Here is a 19786-nt window from a genome sequence, read left to right on the forward strand (position 1 = left end):
TGTGGAGGGAAGACATACGCGTCATCAGTTGCTCCTCAAAGCGCGCTCGTCGCGCGCGAATGGTCCCAGCAGGGCGCCGACAAAGCCGCCTGCGCGATCCGTACTCAATACCGTTCCGTCCACGTCGCCCGCGAGGGTCTGCCAGCCACGCCCGTCGTCCGTATCGAACGCGAAGGCAAAGCGCCCCTCGTCACCCGCGATCTGCAAGCGCAGCGATGTGGATGCGGTCACCTCGCGCGTGGCCAACGTGCGGGTCACGCCGCTGCCGTCGCGCCCTTCAAGGAAGACCGCCACGCGGTCCCCGCCGAGGCTGCGCGCGCCAAGGAAGTACCAGTACGCCTCGTTCTGGAAGGCGGCAAGGCCTGCCGCCACACCCGCGGCCGGCCGCGTCATGTCGGTGCTGGCCTCGAAGCGCAGGTGCTGCTGGCGACGCCCGAGGAAGGCGGGATTGCGCAGCGTGTCCAGGTTCTCCGGCAGCGGATGCACGGCCAGCGTGCCCGGACGCAGGCTGAGGTCTGCCCATGCCTGTTTGGGGACGCGTACCTGCACCCATCCGGTGCCAAGCGTGGGTGCATCGAAGCCGTCGCGATCGACGAAATTGCCGGTCGACGGTGCCTGCGAGGCATCGCCCTGCATCCATGACGGTGCCTTGGCCGCATACGGAATGGCCTGCTCTGCCGGCAGGATCACCGGCCAGCCGTCACGCCATTGCACGGGCAGCAGATACGTCTCCCGCCCCGTGTTGTAGTGCCGCGTCTGGTAGTTGCGGCTGGCCAGGAACACGGCCCACCAGGTGCCGTCCGGACCTTCCACGAGGTCGGCGTGCCCGGCATTGGTGATCGGCAGCGGCCGGTCGTCGGGCAGGTCGCGCTGGGTGAGAATCGGATTGCCCGCATACGGGAGGTACGGCCCCCACACCTGGCGGCTGCGCAGAACCACCTGGGAATGCTGCGGGCCGGTACCGCCCTCCGCGTCGGAGAGGTAGTACCAGCCGTCGTGCTTGTAGACGTGCGGCCCCTCGATCCAGATCGGATTCTTCGCCGGCTCCACCCCGCCGTCGATCAACACCCTGCGCGGCCCGACCGGTGTGAACGCGGCCAGATCGATCTGCTGCATCCAGATCGCGCGGTGACCCTCGTAGCGTGGCGGACCGGGCGGAACATCATTGTTCACCAGGTAGACGGCACCGTCGTCGTCGAAGAACAGCGACGGGTCGATGCCATCGATGCTGGGCAGCCAGTGCGGATCAGACCAGGGGCCGGTGGGATCGCGCGCGGTCGCGATGAAGTTGCCGCCGCTGTCGACCGCCGTGGTGACCACATAGAACACGCCGTCGTGGTACTCGATGGCCGGCGCGAAGATGCCACGGGAGACGTTCAGGCCATCGAAGTCCAGCTGCGTGGGGCGATCGATCACGTTGCCGATCTGCTTCCAGTGCACCAGATCGACGCTTTCGAATACTGGAATGCCCGGGAAGTAGGTGAAGCTGGAATTGACCAGATAGAACCGATCGTTGGCGCGGACGATGCTCGGGTCCGCATGGAAGCCGGCCAGGATCGGGTTGCGGTAGTAACCGGCGGGCAGCGGCGTCTCAAAGGCCGCATCGTGACCGGCATACTCGAACCAATCGAAGTACACCGGTGGCGCAGGCGTGGCGGCCAGCGCCGGCGCTGCGGACAGCAGCAGAAGTGCCGCAGTCAACAGCAGGCGCAGCGCGGGTGCGCGTCGATGTCGGTCGTGGGAAAGCCAGTCACTCCAGCGTGTTTGACTCATCGTCCATCTCCCGGTGCGGAAGGAAACTGCAGGGCCTCATACCAGGCCAGCGGGTGCGGCGGTGCGGTTTCGCCGTCAGGCAACGGCCTGCCGCTCACCGACTGGAAATACGCCACGCTGGCATCGCGCCACCACTGCGCTTCGCGGCGCTGGAGGCTGAGAAAGGCGTCGACCTGCGCATGTCGTTGCGCATCCACCCTGCCCCGCAGGCCGGCCCAGGTCGCCTGCATGCCCTGCACCTGGCGTATGCCCTGCGTGTAGCGCCCGATCAGTTCATCCCACAATGGCCGTCCCGACGCCATGCGGTGATCCCACGGCACATGGTGGAACCACAGCAGCAGCGGCTCCGGCACGCGCGCCAGATCCCCATACTCCGCGGCTACCTCCGGTGCGTACTGGCCCACCGCATTGCTGCCACCAGCGGTCCTATCGAAGCCGATGCCATGACGATCGGCGCGGTGGTAATAGACCGACGTCCAGTCCGCGCGGGGGCCGCCGTCCACCCAGGGGCCCGGCCCGTAGTGGTGCCCGCGCGCCATCAGGTGGTGCAGACCCAGTGGCGTCATGTAGTTCACCGCCGCCTCGCGCGAGTCCATCATCATCTCGACGATGGGCTGTACCACCTCGGGATCCGGCGCGAACGTCATGGCGGCCCACTCCGCTGCGATGTCACGGCTGGGGTGCTGCGGATTCCACGCGAGCCGACCAAAGGCGTACCAGTTGGCCTGATCGAAGTGCGAGCCCGTCCAGGTCCGGTCATTGCCGATGTTGGCCACGCCGGCGATGGCGGTCAGGAACTGCGCCACCGTAGCGTCCTCACCGCGGGCGCGGGTGTCGGCTTGCAGCACCTCCTCGTACAAAGGCCCCAGATACACCAGGTGCGTGGCGAAGCCGAGATACTCCTTGGTGATCTGGACCTCCATCATCAGCGGCGTGCGTGGCATGGCGCCGAACAACGGATGGAACGGCTCCCGCGGCTGGAAATCGATGGGCCCGTTCTTCACCTGCACGATCACGTTCGGGAGGAATGCACCGTCCAGGCCAACAAACTCGGTGTACGCCTGCGTGGCGCGGTCCGCCGGCACGTCGTGTGCGTAGACGAAGGCCCGCCACATCACGACGCCGCCGTGCGGTGCCAGCGCGGCGGCCAGCAGGTTGGCACCGTCCGCATGCGAACGACCATAGTCCTGCGGGCCGGGTTGCCCTTCCGAGTTGGCCTTCACCAGAAAGCCGCCGAAATCCGGAATGCGCGTGTAGATTTCGTCGGCCTTGTCGCGCCACCAACGCTGCACGGCCGGGTCGAGCGGATCGGCGGTGGTCAGCCCACCCAGCTCGATCGGTGCGCTGAAGCGCGCGCTCAGGTACACGCGGATGCCGTAGCGCCGGAAGATGTCGGCCAACGCCGCTGCTTTGGCGAGATAGTCCGGCGCCAGGCTCTGCGCGCTGGCATTCACATTGTTCAGCACCGTGCCGTTGATGCCCAGCGAGGCGTTTGCGCGCGCGTAGTCCGTGTAACGAGGATCGCGCCATTCCGGCAGGGTCTGCCAGTCCCACAGCGAGCGACCCGCATAGCCGCGTTCTACATACCCGTCCAGGTTGTCCCAGTGGTTGAGTAGGCGCAGACGGACCCGTGGCGATTCGCGCACCTCAAGCGCATCCAATGAGGCCCCGGTCTGCAGCAGTCGCAGCAGATGGAACACGCCGTACAGCACGCCGATATCGTGGGGTGCGGCTACCAGCAGCACATCGTGCCCGTCGATCTGCGCATGCCTGAGCAGGTAGCCCTCGTCACCCAGCGCGTCCATCTCCTTGCGCAGCGGCGCGATCACTACCGACGACTGCGGCGTACCCAGCACCACGGTCGGGGCAGTGATCGCCACTGTGTTCATCCGGGGGGCGCGACCCAGCAGGCCGCTGAGGCCGCGCACCAGCTCCTCGCGTGCGGCACGCTGCGTCGGCGTCTGATCAGGGGCCACGACCTCCCCTAGCTGCGTGCGGTAGTCCGCCGCGAGTGCAGGTGCCAGCGGGGCATAGCGCATCCAGAGGCCGTAGCCGTCCTCCGCGCGAACGTTGCCCGTGAACGCCAGCAATACCGCGGCGGCAACCAGCATCCAGTGACACCGCTCGACATTCCAACGGTGCAGTGGCGTCGCCCCTAAACCTTGTAAGCTCAGGCCGTGCCCGCCTCGCGGCAGCGTGACGAAGAACAAAGGCAAGACGGATTGGACAAGCCGAAGAAATCGGTCCGCCGCAAAACCAGTGGCGTGACGATCGACGAGGTGGCGGCGCTGGCCGGGGTATCGCCGATGACGGTGTCGCGCGCGATCAACCACGGAAAAGTGCGGGATGTCACGCGCGACCGCGTCCTGCGCGCGGTGCGCGAACTGGGCTATACGCCCAACCTGGCCGCCAGTTCGCTGGCCGCCGCGCAACACACCCGTATCGCGCTGATCTACACCAATCCCAGCGGTGCCTACCTGCGCGAGCTGCTGGTCGGCCTGCTGCGGGTTGCCGCCAACGCCGCCATCCAGCTGGTGATCCACTACTGGGACAACTTCGATCCCGACGCCGAGCGCAAGGCCGCGCGTGCCTTGGCCGGCCGGGTGGACGGGGTCATTCTGCCGCCCCCGCTGTGCGAGTCGCAGGTCGCCGTGAACGAGCTGGTCATGGCCGGCATCCCGGTGGTGGCCATCGCATCGGGGCACCTGAGGGACGATATCTCCTGCGTCCGCATCGACGACTTCCACGCGGGCAAGGAGATGGCTGAACATCTGATCCAGCATGGTCACCGCCGGATCGGCTTCATCCGCGGCCGCAACGACCTCAGCGCGAGTGGGCGACGCTACGATGGGTTTGTCAGCGCCCTGCATGACGCCGGGCTGGAGGTCGACCCCGACCTGGTCCAGCCGGGCGACTACACCTACCGCTCGGGTCTTGCCGCGGCCGAGACGCTGCTGTCCCATCGCCGGCCGCCGACCGCGATCTTCGCCAGCAACGACGACATGGGCGCTGCGGCGATCTCCGTCGCGCACCGGCGCGGCCTGGAGGTGCCCCGCGACCTGTCGGTGGTGGGCTTCGATGACACCTCGGCCGCCACGACCGTCTGGCCGGAGCTCACGACCCTTCATCAGCCGATTGCCTCGATGGCCGATGCCGCCATCGATATCCTGCTGCGCACCATCCGCCGCAGGTCCGATGACGCGCGCGTGCTGACGGACCATGTCGTGCCCCACCGGCTGGTGATGCGCGATTCGGTCGCTAGCCCCTCCAAGCGTTGAACGCGCGAGGCCCACGCTTGCCGCCATCAGACACCGCGCTCGGAACGTGACGGGGTGGTGGGTCATGGCGCTCCTCCTTGCCGCGGCGCTCAGCGCAGCAGGTACTGGTTGATCAGGTTCTCGTAGCGCTCCTGCCTGCCGCTGATCTGGCGAGGCTCGCCGCCCTTGGCACCCAGAGCGGCCAGATCCGTGAGGCTGAGCGCGCCGCGGGCAAACTCCTTGCCGGCACCGCTGTCGAAGCTGGCATAGCGCTCGGCGCGCCACTGCTCCCAGGGCGAGTCGTTAAGCAGCCCATGGGCGACTTCCAGCCCCCGGGCGAAGGCATCCATGCCACCGATATGGGCAATGAACAGGTCGTCCAGATCAGTCGACTCACGCCGCACCTTGGCATCGAAGTTCAAGCCGCCTTCCAGGCCCCCTTGGCGCAAGACCACCAGCATCGCGCCCACCGCGTCGTACAGATCGGTCGGGAACTGGTCGGTATCCCAGCCGTTCTGTGCGTTGCCGCGGTTGGCGTCGATGCTGCCCAGCAGGCCATGGTCCGAGGCCACCTGCAGATCGTGTTCGAAGGTGTGGCCGGAAAGCGTTGCGTGGTTGGCCTCGATGTTGAGCTTGAAGTCCTTGTCCAGACCATGCTCCTTCAGGAAGCCGGTCACCGTCGCGCTGTCGAAATCGTACTGGTGCTTCATCGGCTCCATCGGCTTGGGCTCGATCAGGAAATTGCCCTTCAGGCCGATGCTGCGGCCGTAGTCGCGCGCCATCGTCAGGAACCGCGCGAAATGGTCGACTTCGCGCTTCATCTGGGTGTTCACCAGCGAGGCATAGCCTTCCCGGCCGCCCCAGAACACGTAATGTTCGCCGCCCAGTTCAACGGTCGCCTCCAGCGCCGCTTTCACCTGTACCGCGGCACGCGCGACGACCGCGAAATCAGGATTGGTCGATGCACCGTTCATGTAACGCGGATGCGAGAACAGATTGGCCGTGCCCCACAGCAGCTTCATGCCGGTCGCTTCCTGGCGCGCCTTGGCCAGGCCTACCATGTGTTTCAGGTTCTTCTCGTACTGGCCCACATCCTCGGCGTCCGGGGCCAGGTCGATATCGTGGAAGCACCAGTACGGCACGCCCAGTTTGGTGAAGAACTCAAACGCGGCATCCACCTTCGCCTCGGCCGATGCCAGCGGCGCGCCGACCTCCCAGGGGAAATGGCGCGTGCCCGGACCGAACGGATCATGTCCGGCGTTGCAGAAGGTGTGCCAGTAGCAGACCGCGAAGCGCAGATGCTCCTCCATGGTCTTGCCACCGATGATCTTGCCCGCGTCGTAGACCTTGAAGGCCAGCGGGTTGTCCGAACCCCGGCCTTCGAAGGGGATCCGGCCGATGCCGGGGAAGTATTCCTTGGCGCCGATGAAGGGCTGCATGCTCATGGTGCGGTGTCCTGTCGTTGTGCGAGGGGTCGCGTAGAAGAATCAGCCGCGATACAGCGGCGTGAGGGCGTCGAGATGGCGCAGAAAACGGGCGTACGCCGTGGCGTAGGCCTGGGTGCGTGCCGGATCCGGGCGCGCGGAAAGCTGGGGGGCGAGCGCGACATGCCGGTCAGCGATGTCGGTGATCGAGGCGGCATCGCCGCGTGCACGGCCCACGGCCCACAACGCCTGCAACGCGGCACCGAACGCCGCGCCCTCGGCTTGCATGGGGACGTCCACCGGGAGGCCGAACACATCGGCGACCAGTTGCCGCCACTGCGCGCTGTTGCTGCCACCGCCGGTGAGCACGATGCGCTCGAACGTCATGCCGGCGCGAACGAACGCGTCAAAGCCGTACTTCAGGCTGTAGGTCGCCCCTTCCATGGCGGCACGGTAGATATGCGCCGGCGTCATGTTGGTCGTATCCAGACCGGCCAGCACACCCTTGCCCAGCGGCAGGTCCGGCGTGCGCTCACCATTGAGGAACGGTAGCATCACCAGTCCGTCGGCCCCGGGCGGCGTGGCCCGCAGGTGGGCATCGCCGTCGCGGGTGCTGAAGCCGAATGCCGCGGCGACCTGCTCGGTTGCTACGGTGCAGTTCATCGTGCAGATCAGCGGCAGCCAGCCGCCGGTCGAGGAGCAGAATGCGGCCCAGGCGCCGTCCGGATCGACCACCGGCGTATCGGCGTAGGCAAACAGGGTGCCCGAGGTGCCCAGGCTCATCGCCAGGCGACCGGGCGAAACGCAGCCGGTGCCGATGGCTGCCATCATGTTGTCGCCGCCCCCGACCGCGACCTTGACGGCGCTGGGCAGCCCCAGTTCGGTCGCGGCGGCAGGGTCGATGTCGAACACCTCATCGGGTGCGGCGATGCGCGGCAGGCAGGCGGCCAGGTCGCGCGCCGGATCGGTCGCGCGCAGCAGCTCGGTCGACCAGGTACGGGTGCGTACATCCAGCCAGCCCGTGCCCGAGGCATCCCCGTACTCGCAGAAGCGCTGGCCGGTCAGTACGAAGTTGAGGTAGTCGTGCGGCAGCAGGATGGTGGCAAGCCGTGCGTACGCGTCGGGGCGGTGCGTTTTCGTCCAGGGCAGCTTGGAGGCGGTATAGCCGGTCAGGACAGGGTTGCCGGCCAGTGCGATCGTGCGCGCCACGCCGCCTGCCGCGTCCATGATCTGCGTGCACTCGGCCGAGGTGCTGGTATCGCACCACAGTTTGGCCGGCGCGAGGACCTCCCCTGCCGCATCCAGCGGGACGAAGCCGTGTTGCTGGCCCGAGACGGCCAACGCAGTGATCTGCGATCGCACCGATGGATCAATGGCATGGAAGCACGCGTGCAGTGCCGCGACCCAGTCCGCCGGCTGCTGTTCGCGGCTGCCATCGGCGGCGGAGGTCAGGCTCAGCGGCGCGCTGGTGCTGGCCACCAGGCCGCGCCCGGCAGGGTCGTACACCACGACCTTGAGGCTCTGCGTACCTGCATCGATTCCGGCCACCAGATCCATGTCCTGCACTCCGTTCGTTAAAAAGGTAGCGCTACCATTTCTGTGCGACAGCGTGGTGTTCCGTTACGCCACCACCGCGCCCCGTGACCACACCTGCTGCGCCGCCTTGCAGTACTGTTCGATGAACGCGGCCTGCGACGGCATCGTCGCGACCGCCTGCTCGATCGGCTGCCGCAGCCGCGTCAGCAGCGTGCGCAGGTCCGCGTCATTGATGGCTGCGGCCAGCGGATGCGGTGGTCCCGGCTGGATCCCCTGCCCCATCAACACGCTGGTCCAGGAGTCCACGCGGAACAGCTCCCCGGGGTCCTGCCAGACATGCGCGCGCTCGCGCCAGGCGCGCAGTCGGACCGCGAGCGACTCGGGCAGCGCCATCTCGCGACACGCCTTCCACATCGGCTCGTCGCGTTGGTTGGCGTGGTAGTGCAGGATGATGAAATCGCGCACATGTTCCATCTCCTGGCGGCTGACCTCGTTGTACAGGTCCACCAGCGTCGAGCTGATGCCGTCGGACGGGAACAGCTGGATCAGGCGTACCACCGCGCTGATGGTCAAGTGGATGCTGGTCGATTCCAGCGGCTCGATGAAACCACTGGCAAGCCCAAGTGCCACCACGTTCTTGTTCCAGGCCTTCAACCGGCGTCCACTGCGGAACGGCACCAGCCAGGGGTCCCGCAGGGGCGGGCCGTCAACATCGCGCAGCAGCTTGGCCTGTGCCTCGTCATCGGACATGTGGCGGCTCGAGAACACCAGCCCGCAGCCGACCCGGTGCTGGAGCGCGATATGCCAGCGCCAGCCGGCCTCGTGCGCGATTGCACGGGTGTACGGAACCGGCGGCCCGACCGCTTCGGTCTGCACCGCAACGGCGCGATCACTGGGCAGCCATTCATTCCAGTCTTCGTAGCCGGTATGCAGGGTCTGCTCGGTCAACACACCGCGGAACCCGGTGCAGTCGATGAACAGATCGCCTTCGATGACCTGTCCGTCTTCCAGCACCAGTGCCGCCACGGCGCCGTCATGGGCATGCTGCCGGACCTCGCGGATCTTGCCTTCCACGCGTCGCAGTCCATGGGCTTCTGCCTTGCGCCGCAGGAATTTCGCATAGAGTCCGGCGTCGAAGTGATACGCGTAATTGACCTGTGGCTGGGTCTGCAGCGAGAAGCGGTCTGCACGCGAGGCGACGCTTTCCAGGCAGAAGTCGCCGAGGTCCGAGGGCATGCCGCGGCGCAGGCTGTCCAGCCAGAAATGATGGAAGGGCGTGGCCCAGGTCCCCTGCCCGATCGTACCGAACGGATGGATGAAGCGATCCCCGGGGCGACGCCAGTTCTCGAACGAGATCGACAGCTTGAACGTGCCGGCGACGGCCTGCAGGAATTCCTGTTCATCGATCTGCAGGAAGCGATGGAACGCCCGGATGGGCGGCACGGTGGATTCGCCGACACCCACGGTCCCGATCTGCTCGGACTCCACCAGGGTGATGTCCAGCTGGTCGCGGAACTGATGGGACAACGCACAGCCGGCCAGCCAGCCTGCGGTGCCGCCTCCGGCGATGACGACCTTGCGGATGCGTCCTTGCGATGCGTTCGCCACGTTCAATGCGATGCTCCCATCAGCGGTTGAGTCGAGCCAGCAACTGGGCGCGGGTGCGGCGCGCCTGCGTCTCGTCGAACGGTGCCAGTTCACCCCGGGCAGCGTCGGGCAGGTGCTGCCCTGCGCGCTCGCCCGGGCCGAACACGTAGTAATCGAAGATCGCTGCCCACGCCTGTTTCTCGCGTGCCGGCAGATCGCGCAGCGCCCACATCGCATGCTGGAGCGCCGGCAGCGGTGAGGGAAGGAAACGTGGCGAGCTGCGCCACCAGTAGTTCACCAGCACGTTGAACGGCTCGAGGCTGCGTACGTGATGCCACCACATGCTCGGAATGAAGATCGCATCACCGGGCTCAAGCACGGCGGTCCGGGCGCTCGCCAATGCATCACGGAACCGGGGATGGCGCGTGAAATCCGGACGATCGAAATCCACCACGCTGACCACCTGTCCCCCGGGCGTAGGGTCCAGCGGGCCCGGGTACAGATTGTCGATCTGCTCTGGCGGAAACAGGGTGAACCGGCGTCGGCCCACGGCGCAGCACGCCAGGTTGTCGGGCGTGTCGAAATGGCAGGACGCAGTCACGCGGTTGCCGATCCAGATGCTCGCCGGGGCGTCGATGCCCTGCCCGGCCAGGCCGGCATCGTTGTACTGCGCGAACCCGGGCAGTGCCCGATCGATCAGCAGCGAGGCGACATAGTAGGTAGGCGGCCGTGGCGCATCGAGGGTCGCGGCAATCTCGTCCAGCACCTGCGTCAGCAGGCCGCGCCGAACCTCGACATTCAACTGCGTGAAATCCGCGGTGTAGAACGGACGTCCGTCGATCTCCGGAGCACCGAAGGAGTACGGCACAGGCACGCCTGCCTCGAAGCCCTGCAGATAGGCCATCGCCTGCTGCGTGGAGTGCAGCCCGGCCTGTACCAGCGCCCAGTCGCGCGCGATCCCGCGCAGCACCACCGGCTCGCCCGCGGCCACCAGCGCCTCCAGCGGAAGCGCGCCGGGCTCCAGGTCTTCCAGTATCTGCATGGCAACGGCGTCGAGCACCGGTCAGTTCCTGCCCGCGGCGACAGCACTATCGGACATGCGCAGGCGACGTTGCTTTTCGGCGATCAGGCGTCGCATGTTGTGCAGCGATGACAGCATCAGGTAAGTGCCTTCCAGATAGCCGGCGCGGTTGAGTTCGGCCAGCGCCGGACCGTCCAGCAGGGCCAGGCGGTCACGGTCGATCGCGTGCAGGCCGTTGACACCGATCCGGTGCTGCGGATCGAGCTGCACGTCGAGCGTGATCGGTTGAATCAGCCCGTGTGCATCTAGCGTGGCAAACATCTGCGCACCAAAGGCATGGCCATCGTGAATGCCACGGAGCACGCCTGCGATGTGGTCCAGATAGGGCGTGTTGCCCCCCTGCGGCAGGAACACCGGCTCACCCTGCATCGCGTTGACGCGCGGATGGTCCAGGTCTACGTGCAGCACGGCTTCCTGGGTAAGCTCGCCGTCGATCCGGTTCTCCTGGAAACCGATGAGGAACGGCCCCTTGGCCGCAGCCCCGGGCAGATAGGACGCATTCCAGCGCCCGTCCTGCAGGAAAAGATTCTCGTGCTGCTCGAACCCCAGCAGGGCCACCGACTGCCAGTCACCGGTCGTGGTGTCCTTGCGGAGGAAGAGCGGATATTCGCGCTGCAGCTCGGCGAACTCACTCGGGTAGGCCGGCACCATGCCCACCGCATCACCGAATTCAGGTCCGAAACCGGTGGTCACTCGGAGGTCGCGATGGGCGATGTTGTTGAGCATTTCGTAACGCGGCATGGTGTTGTCCAATCCCATCAGGAGCCGTGAACAGGTGCCGCTGCCTCTGCAGCGGCACCCACCGTTCAGAACCTGTAACGAACGCCGAGCATGTAACGCGGGCTCTGGTCAGCCAGCTTCACGATCATCTGCGAGGTGCGCGAGCGCCAACGGACGTCCTCACCGGTCAGGTTGATCGCCTCAAGACCGAACGACCAGTGATCATCCAAGGTGTAGTTCACACTGAGATCCCACTGTTCGTACGCTTCCACGTAGTACGGATTGCGACTGGTTCCCTGGTTGGCGAGGATCAGGTACTGGTCACGCCAGTTCCACGCCAAACGTACCGACCAACCATATTTTTCGTACATTAGCACGGCGTTTGCGGTGTCACTGAGGCCGGTCAGCGCGAACTGGTCGATGAGCGGATCGCCCCCGTTGTTGTAGCCGACATCGCCATCCACCAGGGTGTAGTTGGCGAGGACGCCGAAGCCGGTATCGCCGAAGAAGTACTGGCCACCGAGCTCCCAACCGTGCAGCTTTGCCTGGTTCTGGTTGATGGGACGGTTGACGCTGAACTGGTAGAGCGGATCATCGCCCTCCCCGTACAGGTCATAGGCCGCCTCGGTCGCCAGAACCTGCGCGTCGGTGCCGTTATAGGCGCCCAGTCCGGCCGGATTGTTGCGCAGCAACGCCAGCGCGGTGAACAGGGCCGTATCGTTGGCCGAGCAGGCCGCCGCATTGGCCGCACCGACCTGGGTGATACAGGCGCCGCTGTTGAGGAACGCCAATGCGGCCTGCGCATCCGGACCGGCGGTGGGATCCCTCAGCCCATACAGATTCTCCTGCACGATGGTGTTGCCGATGAAGTTGTTGACGGACTTGTTCCAGTACGTCAACGACACGTAGCTGGCGTCGGCGAAGTACCACTCCAGTGCCAGGTCGAGATTGTCCGACTCCAGCGGCTTCAGCTGCGGGTTCTGTGCGGTGCCGCTGGCCCGCGAAGACGGATCGATCAGCACCGAACCAAACGGTTGCTGTGCGGTCGGGCCTGCGTAGAGGTTGCCGATCGGCGCGCGCGCGATGCTCTTGCCGAACGAGACGCGGGCCTTCAGATCGTCCATGAGGTCGATGCTGAAGTCGAGGTTGGGCAGGATGTAGCTGTAGCTGTTCTTTTCGGTGAACGGCTGTTGCTCATCGGACAACACCACGCGGAAGTCGTTGTTGGACTGCCATTCGATGGCCTCCGGGATGGCGATGACGGACGTTGACACCACATCGGTGGTTTCGTAGCGCACGCCCAGGCGGGTATTGGTGCGCAGGCCGCCCAGCTCGCCGTCCAGCTCGACCTGGAAATATGCCGACTTGGTCTTCTCCTCCACCAGGTTGTCGGCGGCGCGCTGCGGGCTCACGCCGAGACTGGCGCCATAGTTGTCCGCCGCCCATTGCGCCAGGCGGCCCGCATCGCCGCGCCAGGCGGTGAAGCTGTTGGCATTGAAGTCGTTGAACAACCCGACGATGTTGACCGGCTGCAGCAGGTCCATCAGCCCGTTGGCCACATCTCCGTCAACGTTGGCCACGCCCCAGTCGCCCAGGGTGTTGTAATTCTCCGCGGCCTGGATCCGGTGGGTGGTCTGCTTGCTGGAGTCGACGCCAAACTGGAAGCGGCCCCGGTCGAAGCTCCATTCACCGTCGACGCGTCCCTGCTTGATCTCGCTGACCTGGGTCTGCGAATTGATGCGCAGCACCTGCGAACCAATCTCGCCCGGCACGAAGCCGGGGTTGACCACGCCGTTGGTTTTGGCGATGGCATCGGCCGTGCTCGGGTACCAGACCTGGGTGCCCACGGGCAAGCCGTTGTTGAAGTTCATTTCCTGCACCCAAGATCCACCGCAGTGCGGCCCGCTGGTGCAGTTGTTGGTGCCGGCGATGCTGCTGAAGATGGAGCCGCCCCCGGTAAGCGGATCGTTCGGCCGACTTTCGTTCTTTGAATTGTGCGCGTCGAAGGTCAGCTTGAACCGGTCGGTGACGTTCCACAGTGCATTGAAGCCGAGCGATCCCAGCTTGTACTTCTGCATGCTGCGCTGCTGTTCAAGCCCGAAATCCTTGGTCCCGGCGATCTCACGGATATAGACCGGGGTTGCGACCGCACCGCTGGTGTCGAACGTGACATCGGTGTAGTTGCTGTTCTGCAGCCACATGCCCTGTTCGCCACGATTCTCGGTGATCTCGTTCGTCGAATAGGTGTAGTCCAAGGTCAGGGTCACCGCATCGGTCGGTGCGAACTGCAGCACCGCCTGGCCATTGATGCGCTCACGTTCGAACTCGGAGAACGCATAGCGAAGGTCGTTCGGACGACCGTACAGCGCGCCCACCGCCGGTGCATTGACCACGGTCGGGTTGCCGGGCATCGTGCCGGTCCACGGCTGGATGTTCCAGTAGTTGTTGGTGGCCTGCACCGAGCCACCCTTGCGCTTCTGGTAGCTCGCACTCACGCCAACGCCGAAGGTCTTGTCCGGGTTGCTGTAGCTGAAGATGCCGGACAGTTCGGGCGTCAGGTCGCTGTCGAACGGCTGGCTCTGGTCGGAGACGACCTTGGCACCGGCACTGGCGATGGTGCCGTCATGATCGAACGGGCGTCCGGTCAGGATGTTGATGGTGGCGCCGATACCGCCGCTGGGGACATTGGCCTGGCTGGTCTTGTACACCTCGATGCCATTGATGGATTCGGCGGCCAGCTGGGCGAAGTTGAAGGCACGGGTACCTCCGTCCACACCGCCGATGGCGACCTGCCCGGACGCGCCGAACGCATCCGCGCCCGGCATCTGCCGCCCGTTGAGCGTGACCATGTTGAACTGTGGACCAAAGCCACGCGCAGTGACCTGTGCACCTTCACCATCACGGCGTTCGATGGAGATACCGGTGATGCGCTGCAGCGACTCGGCCAGGTTGGTGTCCGGGAACTTGCCGATGTCCTCGGCACTGATGGCATCCACCACGCCGGCCGAGTCGCGCTTGATGTCCATTGCCTGGCTGAGGCTGTTGCGGATGCCGGTGACCTGCACGGTGTCCAGCTGCGTCGGGCTGGGCTGGCCCTGCGACTGGGCCACCGGTGCGGGCGTTGGCGTGTCCTGGGCAAATGCGGGATTGATGACTAGGACGCCACCGACAAACGTAAACATGGCCCTGGAGGTGAACTTCGCCAGCGTGCGGCTCATGAACGAGCCCCCCGGCCTTGGGTACGACGGAACGTAGAAGCGCTCATGACTCTCCCCTCTGACATAACGATCGAATGGATGTACCGCCCCTCCTGGGGGCACGTACGGGCGATGCCCGTCTTCCACACCGAACATCGCAGCGCGCTTTGTGCGCGTGCTGCGACTCACACTCGCTTTCAGGCTTGCCAGAACAGCCGCGTGGTAAAGGGGGGGTACCCGCTGGCCTTACCCCGGCACAGTGGTAGCGCTACCATCACGTCACGGGCGCAGACTAATCACCCGCGGTCGCGCTTGTCATCATGCAGCGCAGCAAAGGAGTCCACGTCGTGAAGCACAGCCCCAAAGCGGCCCGCCGCAAGGCAAGCGCCCTCACCATCGATGATGTTGCCGCGCATGCAGGCGTCTCGGCCATGACGGTGTCGCGTGTGATCAACGGCCATGCCGGCGTGCGCGAAGGCAACCGCGCGCGCGTCATGCGCAGCGTGCGCGAACTGGACTACCGGCCCAATCTGGCGGCCAGCACGCTGGCGGCAGCGCAACACACCTGCATCGCGTTGATCTACACCAACCCCAGCGCCAGCTACTTGCGCGAACTACTGGTCGGCGCGCTGCGCGGCTCCACCCGGGCCGCGGCGCAGCTGGTGATCGCTACCTGGGATGAGCTGGGCGCCCAGGCGCGTCGCGACGCCGCGCGGCAACTTGCCAGCAGCGTGGCGGGCGTGATTCTTCCTCCGCCCCTGTGCGAATCGAACGACATCGTCGACGAATTCGTGACCGCGGGTATTCCCGTGGTCTCCATCGCCTCCAGCCATTTCAGCGACAGGCTGTCCTGCGTGCGCATCGATGATCGTCGCGCCAGCCACGAGATGGTGTCGCATCTGATCGCGCACGGGCATACGCGCATCGGCTACATCACCGGCGATCCGAACCAGACGGCCAGTGCGCACCGCTGGCAGGGCTACCGCGATGCGCTCGCCGATGCAGGGATCGGTTACGACGACACACTCATCCAGCCCGGTTACTTCACGTATCGCTCGGGGCTGGAGGCGGCCGAACGGCTGTTGGCCCTTCATCTGCCGCCCAGCGCGATCTTTGCCAGCAACGATGACATGGCGTCGGCCGTGGTTTCCGTCGCGCATCGTCGCGGCCTCGATGTGCCGCGTGATCTGTCGGTGGTGGGCTTCGATGACACCTCCGCCTCCACGATGGTGTGGCCGGAACTGACCACGATCCATCAGCCCGTGGCGGAGATGGCCGACACCGCCATCGACATCCTCCTGCGGGAGATCCGACGCCCCGCCTCCTCGGTGCAGGGCACCATCAATCAGGTCCTTGCGCACCAGCTGGTCACGCGGGCGTCCGTCGCCCGTCCTACACGATCGGCATCACGGCAGCCGGCACCTGGCGCGAGGCACGCAGGTATCGCAGGTACTTCCCGATGAAGATGCCGGTGAACCCACCTGACAGCAGCAGGTAAGCGGCACGGAAACCAGCATCGACGTTGAGCGATGGGGACACGGACAGCGCGACCTCGAAGCCGTACTTCACCGCAAAGGTGACCAGCAGCAACGGCAGCAGGCTGTAATCCGCACTGCGCCACAGCGTCCCCGACGCCGCATTGAGCGTCAGCGTTGCCCGCCGCAGCAGCAACCACCCCAGACCCATGCCCACCCCGATGCCCACCAGCCACTCGCCCCAGGCCTCCCAGGACGCGCCGAAGCGATGGGCCAGCGACCAGAGGCCCCATGCGGTGAACAGCGTCGGCACGATGGCCAGTTTGGCAAGCGAGGTTTCACCGGGCTTCATGGCCGCGACGCCACGCGTGACCAGGAAGATCAGGATCGCCCAGACCCACACTGGGGTATTCGACACGAGTTGCTGCAGCATGCTCACAGGACGTCCTTGATGTAGAGGGGTGCCGGCCATGGAGTGCCGTGCGGAAGTGGCAACATTCTCGCGTTGCACCCACCCATCACAAGTGACAGCTGTCAGGCATCTGGGAGTACAGGGCGGCTCAGCCCCGCCGCATCAGGATCATCTTCTCCTGCGACATGTCCCGCATCGTGTACGGAATGCCCCCGGTGCCGTAGCCAGACTCGCGGCGGCCGGCGAACGGCATCCAGTCGGTGCGGAACGCGGTGGGGTCGTTGATCATCACGGCCGAGGCATCCAGCCGGTTGGCGGCGCGCAGGGCGATGTCGATATCCTGCGCGAACACGCTGGCCTGGAAGGCGGTAGGCAGGGCGTTGGCGCGCGCGATCGCCTCGTCGAGGTCGGTGTAGCGATAGACGGCCACCACCGGGCCGAAGACTTCCTGCGTGGTCACCCGCGCGTCGCTGGCCGGATCGAGCAGCACGGTGGGCTGCAGTGTGGTCTCGGAAAGTCGTTTGCCGCCCGTGGCGAGCTGCGCGCCGCCGCGCACGGCCTCCTCTATCCATTCGGCGACGCGGTCCGCCTCGCGCGGCTGGATCAGCGGGCCCACCTCGGTGTCCTTCAGGGTCGGGTCGCCGGTTCGCAGCCGTTCGACCCGCGCGATGAGGGCCTCGGTGAAGTCGTCGGCAATGTCGTGGTGGACGAAGATGCGCTGCGTGGACACGCACACCTGGCCGGCGTGGTAGTAGCCGCCCTTGACGATCGGCTCGATGATTCTGCCCAGGTCCGCACTGCGGTCGACGATGGCCGGTGCCACCCCGCCGTGTTCGAGTGCCGAGCGTGCGCCGTGTGCCAGCTTGGCGTGCAGCGACCACCCTACCCTCGCCGAGCCGATGAAGCTGAGGAAGGCAATGCGCTTGTCGGTGGCCAACGCTTCGGCCAGGTCATTGCCATCCGGCAGGAAACTCTGGCACCACGCCTCGGGCAGTCCGGCCTCATGCACCATCGCCACGAATTCGAGGCAGGACAGTGGCGTCGCGGACGCGGGCTTGATGATGACCGGGCAACCCACTGCGATGGCCGGGGCCACCTGGTGGACGATCAGATTCAGTGGGTGATTGAACGCCGAGATCGCCGCAACGACGCCGATGGGTTCGCGCGTGGTGAAGGCCCAGCGCGCTTCCGACGCGGCCGATAGCCCCATCGGGATTTCGCGGCCGGCGAAGTTGCGCAGTTCGTCGGCGGCGTTGTGGACGCCATCGATGGCGCGCGTGGTTTCAACGATGGCATCCGGCAACGGCTTGCCACCCTCGCGTGCAATCTGCAGGGCCAGATGGTCGCGCTTGGCGTCCATCAAGGCGGCAAGTCTGCGCAGGATGGCGATGCGCTGGTGCGGATGGAGCCAGCCGTCGCGGTTCTTGAAGACCCGCTCGGCGGCGTCGAGCTTGCGCTCCAGCGCTGTGGCAGTGTCGAACCCGATCTCGGCGATGGGCGCGCGGTCAAAGGCCTGTACGACGGTCAACATCTTGAGCTCCTCTCGGAAGGATCAGCAGTGGCGATCATGCGCAGCCCACATCCGGCGTGCGGTTGCGCAGCTCATCCACCAGCACGCGGGTGTTTTCGGCATAGTCGATCGGCACGTCCAGCACGTGGACGCCGCCGCCAGCGAAGGCGGCTTCGATCATGGGCGCCAGATCGCCTACCGCGGTCACCCGGCTCCCTTTGGCGCCGTAGGCCTCGGCGTACTTCACGAAATCCGGATTGCCAAAGCGCATCCCGAAATCCTCGAAGCCATCCACCGCCTGCTTCCAGCGGATCATGCCGTAGGCGCTGTCGTTGAGGATCACCACGACCAGGTTGAGTCCCAGCCGCACGGCGGTTTCCATCTCCTGCGAGTTCATCATGAAGCCGCCGTCACCGCATACCGCCATGACCCGACGCTGCGGGTACAGCATCGCCGCCATCATGGCCGACGGCAGGCCGGCCCCCATCGTGGCGAGTGCGTTGTCGAGCAGCAGTGTATTGGCGACATGCGTGCGGTAATTACGGGCGAACCAGATCTTGTACATGCCGTTGTCGAGACAGACGATGCCATCCTCCGGCATGGCCTCGCGCACGTCATGCACGACCCGTTGCGGCGTGATCGGGAAGCGGTCCTCCTCGGCGCGGTCGTTGAGACGGGCGAGGATCTTCTGGCGCAGCGCGACCATGCCTTCGTCCGCCGTCAGGCGGCCGTCCAGCCGCTCGGCCAGGGCATCCACCGAGGCGCCGATGTCGCCCAGCACTTCGATATCCGGATGGTAGACCTGCTCGACGGTGGCGGACTGGAAGCTGATATGGATGACCTTGGGCCCACCACTGCTCTTCATCAGGAAGGGCGGCTTTTCGACGGTGTCATGGCCGATGGAGATGATCAGGTCCGCGCGGGCGACGGCTTCGTGGACATAGTCGCCTTCCGAGAGCGCGGCCGTTCCCATGTACAGGTTGGAGCCGCCGGTGACGGCGCCCTTGCCCATCTGCGTGTTGAAAAACGGCAGGCGGGTCCGCGCGACGAACGCGGAAAGCGCTTCGGTGAGCCACGGGCGGCTTCCGGCCGCGCCGATCATTACCAGCGGTCGTTTGGCGGCCAGGATGGCTGCCTCTGCGCGGTCGAGCGCGGCAGACGGTGCGATCGGACGCTCCAGCGGATGGACCGGGATGACGGGGATATCCTCCACCTCCTCGCCGGCGACATCCTCTGGAAGCTCCAGATGCACTGGCCCGGGTCGCTCTTCCATGGCCACGCGGAAGGCATCGCGCACGGTGGCCGGAATCGCGGCCGGGCTGACGATCTGACGCGTCATTTTCGTGAGCGGCTTCATCGAGGCCACGATATCCACGATCTGGAACCGTGCCTGCTTGGCGCTCATCACCGGCTTCTGCCCTGTGATGAGAATCATCGGCCACGCGCCGAGGTGGGCATAGGCCGCGCCAGTGGAGAAATTCAGCGCGCCAGGTCCGAGCGTGGCCAGGCAGACGCCCGGCCTGCCCGTGAGCCGGCCATGGGTGGCGGCCATGAACGCGGCGGCCTGCTCGTGGCGGGTAAGCACCAGCTCGATGTGCGAGGTCCGCAGCGACTCCAGGAAGTCCAGGTTCTCCTCGCCCGGCACGCCAAAGATGCGGTCTACGCCTTCGTTCTCCAGCGCCTTGACCAGTAGATCCGAGCCCTTCTGCATAGCGTCGATCCTTTTGGTGAGGATGGATCACTATACCCGGGGGGATTTCAGGGTTTGGTGACAGCCAATTCCCCCTGTGAAATCATCCAACGTTGGCCGTGCG

General features: G+C 65.8%; 13 protein-coding genes. 2 read left to right on the plus strand and 11 right to left on the minus strand.

The annotated features are described in order from the left end of the window. Positions 1-24: 24 nt before the first annotated feature. The gene (locus EDF74_RS06470; protein WP_428999135.1) at positions 25-1773 is read right to left on the minus strand and encodes a glycoside hydrolase family 43 protein; all 1749 of its coding nucleotides are present in this window, start codon (positions 1771-1773) and stop codon (positions 25-27) included. Further along, on the minus strand, positions 1770-3947 hold the full coding sequence (locus tag EDF74_RS06475) for an alpha-glucuronidase family glycosyl hydrolase (protein WP_428999146.1): 2178 nt from the start codon (positions 3945-3947) through the stop codon (positions 1770-1772). Before EDF74_RS06475 ends, EDF74_RS06470 begins: the two co-directional genes overlap by 4 nt. A gap of 48 nt (positions 3948-3995) precedes the next feature. Between EDF74_RS06475 and EDF74_RS06480 the strand changes: the two genes are divergently transcribed. After that, positions 3996-5051 (plus strand): LacI family DNA-binding transcriptional regulator, encoded by a 1056-nt coding sequence (locus EDF74_RS06480; RefSeq protein WP_123729292.1) that lies wholly within the window; start codon positions 3996-3998, stop codon positions 5049-5051. 89 nt (positions 5052-5140) lie between these two features. Here the strand turns inward: EDF74_RS06480 and xylA are convergent, their stop codons facing one another. From xylA to EDF74_RS06510, 6 genes are all read right to left on the minus strand, one after another. After that, entirely contained in the window at positions 5141-6475 is a 1335-nt protein-coding gene (gene xylA, locus EDF74_RS06485) for a xylose isomerase (RefSeq protein WP_123729293.1), read from the minus strand. Between the two features lie 42 nt (positions 6476-6517). After that, the gene (xylB, locus tag EDF74_RS06490; RefSeq protein ID WP_123729294.1) at positions 6518-8011 is read right to left on the minus strand and encodes a xylulokinase; all 1494 of its coding nucleotides are present in this window, start codon (positions 8009-8011) and stop codon (positions 6518-6520) included. A gap of 63 nt (positions 8012-8074) precedes the next feature. Then, on the minus strand, positions 8075-9604 hold the full coding sequence (locus tag EDF74_RS06495) for a tryptophan halogenase family protein (protein ID WP_123729295.1): 1530 nt from the start codon (positions 9602-9604) through the stop codon (positions 8075-8077). Positions 9605-9617: 13 nt separating this feature from the next. Further along, on the minus strand, positions 9618-10637 hold the full coding sequence (locus EDF74_RS06500) for a cupin-like domain-containing protein (protein ID WP_123729296.1): 1020 nt from the start codon (positions 10635-10637) through the stop codon (positions 9618-9620). Positions 10638-10640: 3 nt separating this feature from the next. Further along, a complete protein-coding gene (locus EDF74_RS06505; protein ID WP_184997089.1) occupies positions 10641-11399 on the minus strand; it encodes a SapC family protein in 759 nt (252 codons plus the stop codon). 65 nt (positions 11400-11464) lie between these two features. Then, positions 11465-14596 carry a TonB-dependent receptor gene (locus EDF74_RS06510; protein ID WP_123729298.1) on the minus strand — a complete coding sequence of 1044 codons (3132 nt, stop codon included), beginning with the start codon at positions 14594-14596 and terminating at the stop codon, positions 11465-11467. 299 nt (positions 14597-14895) lie between these two features. Between EDF74_RS06510 and EDF74_RS06515 the strand changes: the two genes are divergently transcribed. Further along, the gene (locus EDF74_RS06515; RefSeq protein ID WP_123729299.1) at positions 14896-16038 is read left to right on the plus strand and encodes a LacI family DNA-binding transcriptional regulator; all 1143 of its coding nucleotides are present in this window, start codon (positions 14896-14898) and stop codon (positions 16036-16038) included. Here the strand turns inward: EDF74_RS06515 and EDF74_RS06520 are convergent. From EDF74_RS06520 to EDF74_RS06530, 3 genes are all read right to left on the minus strand, one after another. Next, on the minus strand, positions 15968-16483 hold the full coding sequence (locus EDF74_RS06520) for a DUF6622 family protein (protein ID WP_123729300.1): 516 nt from the start codon (positions 16481-16483) through the stop codon (positions 15968-15970). The genes EDF74_RS06515 and EDF74_RS06520 overlap by 71 nt on opposite strands. Before the next feature lie 127 nt (positions 16484-16610). Next, complete coding sequence (locus EDF74_RS06525) at positions 16611-17993, minus strand: aldehyde dehydrogenase family protein (RefSeq protein WP_123729301.1); 1383 nt, start codon at positions 17991-17993, stop codon at positions 16611-16613. A 34-nt stretch (positions 17994-18027) separates the two neighbouring features. Continuing rightward, entirely contained in the window at positions 18028-19683 is a 1656-nt protein-coding gene (locus EDF74_RS06530) for an acetolactate synthase large subunit (RefSeq protein ID WP_123729302.1), read from the minus strand. Positions 19684-19786: the final 103 nt, after the last annotated feature.

Source organism: Stenotrophomonas rhizophila, assembly GCF_003751305.1.
Taxonomy (GTDB): Bacteria; Pseudomonadota; Gammaproteobacteria; order Xanthomonadales; family Xanthomonadaceae; genus Stenotrophomonas; species Stenotrophomonas rhizophila_B.

Bases quoted from the DNA above. Each gene is read 5' to 3' on its own strand.
- EDF74_RS06470 (WP_428999135.1), bottom strand. From the start codon at position 1,773: ATGAGTCAAACACGCTGGAGTGACTGGCTTTCCCACGACCGACATCGA.
- xylA (WP_123729293.1), bottom strand. From the start codon at position 6,475: ATGAGCATGCAGCCCTTCATCGGCGCCAAGGAATACTTCCCCGGCATC.
- xylB (WP_123729294.1), bottom strand. From the start codon at position 8,011: ATGGATCTGGTGGCCGGAATCGATGCAGGTACGCAGAGCCTCAAGGTC.
- EDF74_RS06505 (WP_184997089.1), bottom strand. From the start codon at position 11,399: ATGCCGCGTTACGAAATGCTCAACAACATCGCCCATCGCGACCTCCGA.
- EDF74_RS06510 (WP_123729298.1), bottom strand. From the start codon at position 14,596: ATGAGCCGCACGCTGGCGAAGTTCACCTCCAGGGCCATGTTTACGTTT.
- EDF74_RS06515 (WP_123729299.1), top strand. From the start codon at position 14,896: ATGCAGCGCAGCAAAGGAGTCCACGTCGTGAAGCACAGCCCCAAAGCG.
- EDF74_RS06520 (WP_123729300.1), bottom strand. From the start codon at position 16,483: ATGCTGCAGCAACTCGTGTCGAATACCCCAGTGTGGGTCTGGGCGATC.
- EDF74_RS06525 (WP_123729301.1), bottom strand. From the start codon at position 17,993: ATGTTGACCGTCGTACAGGCCTTTGACCGCGCGCCCATCGCCGAGATC.
- EDF74_RS06530 (WP_123729302.1), bottom strand. From the start codon at position 19,683: ATGCAGAAGGGCTCGGATCTACTGGTCAAGGCGCTGGAGAACGAAGGC.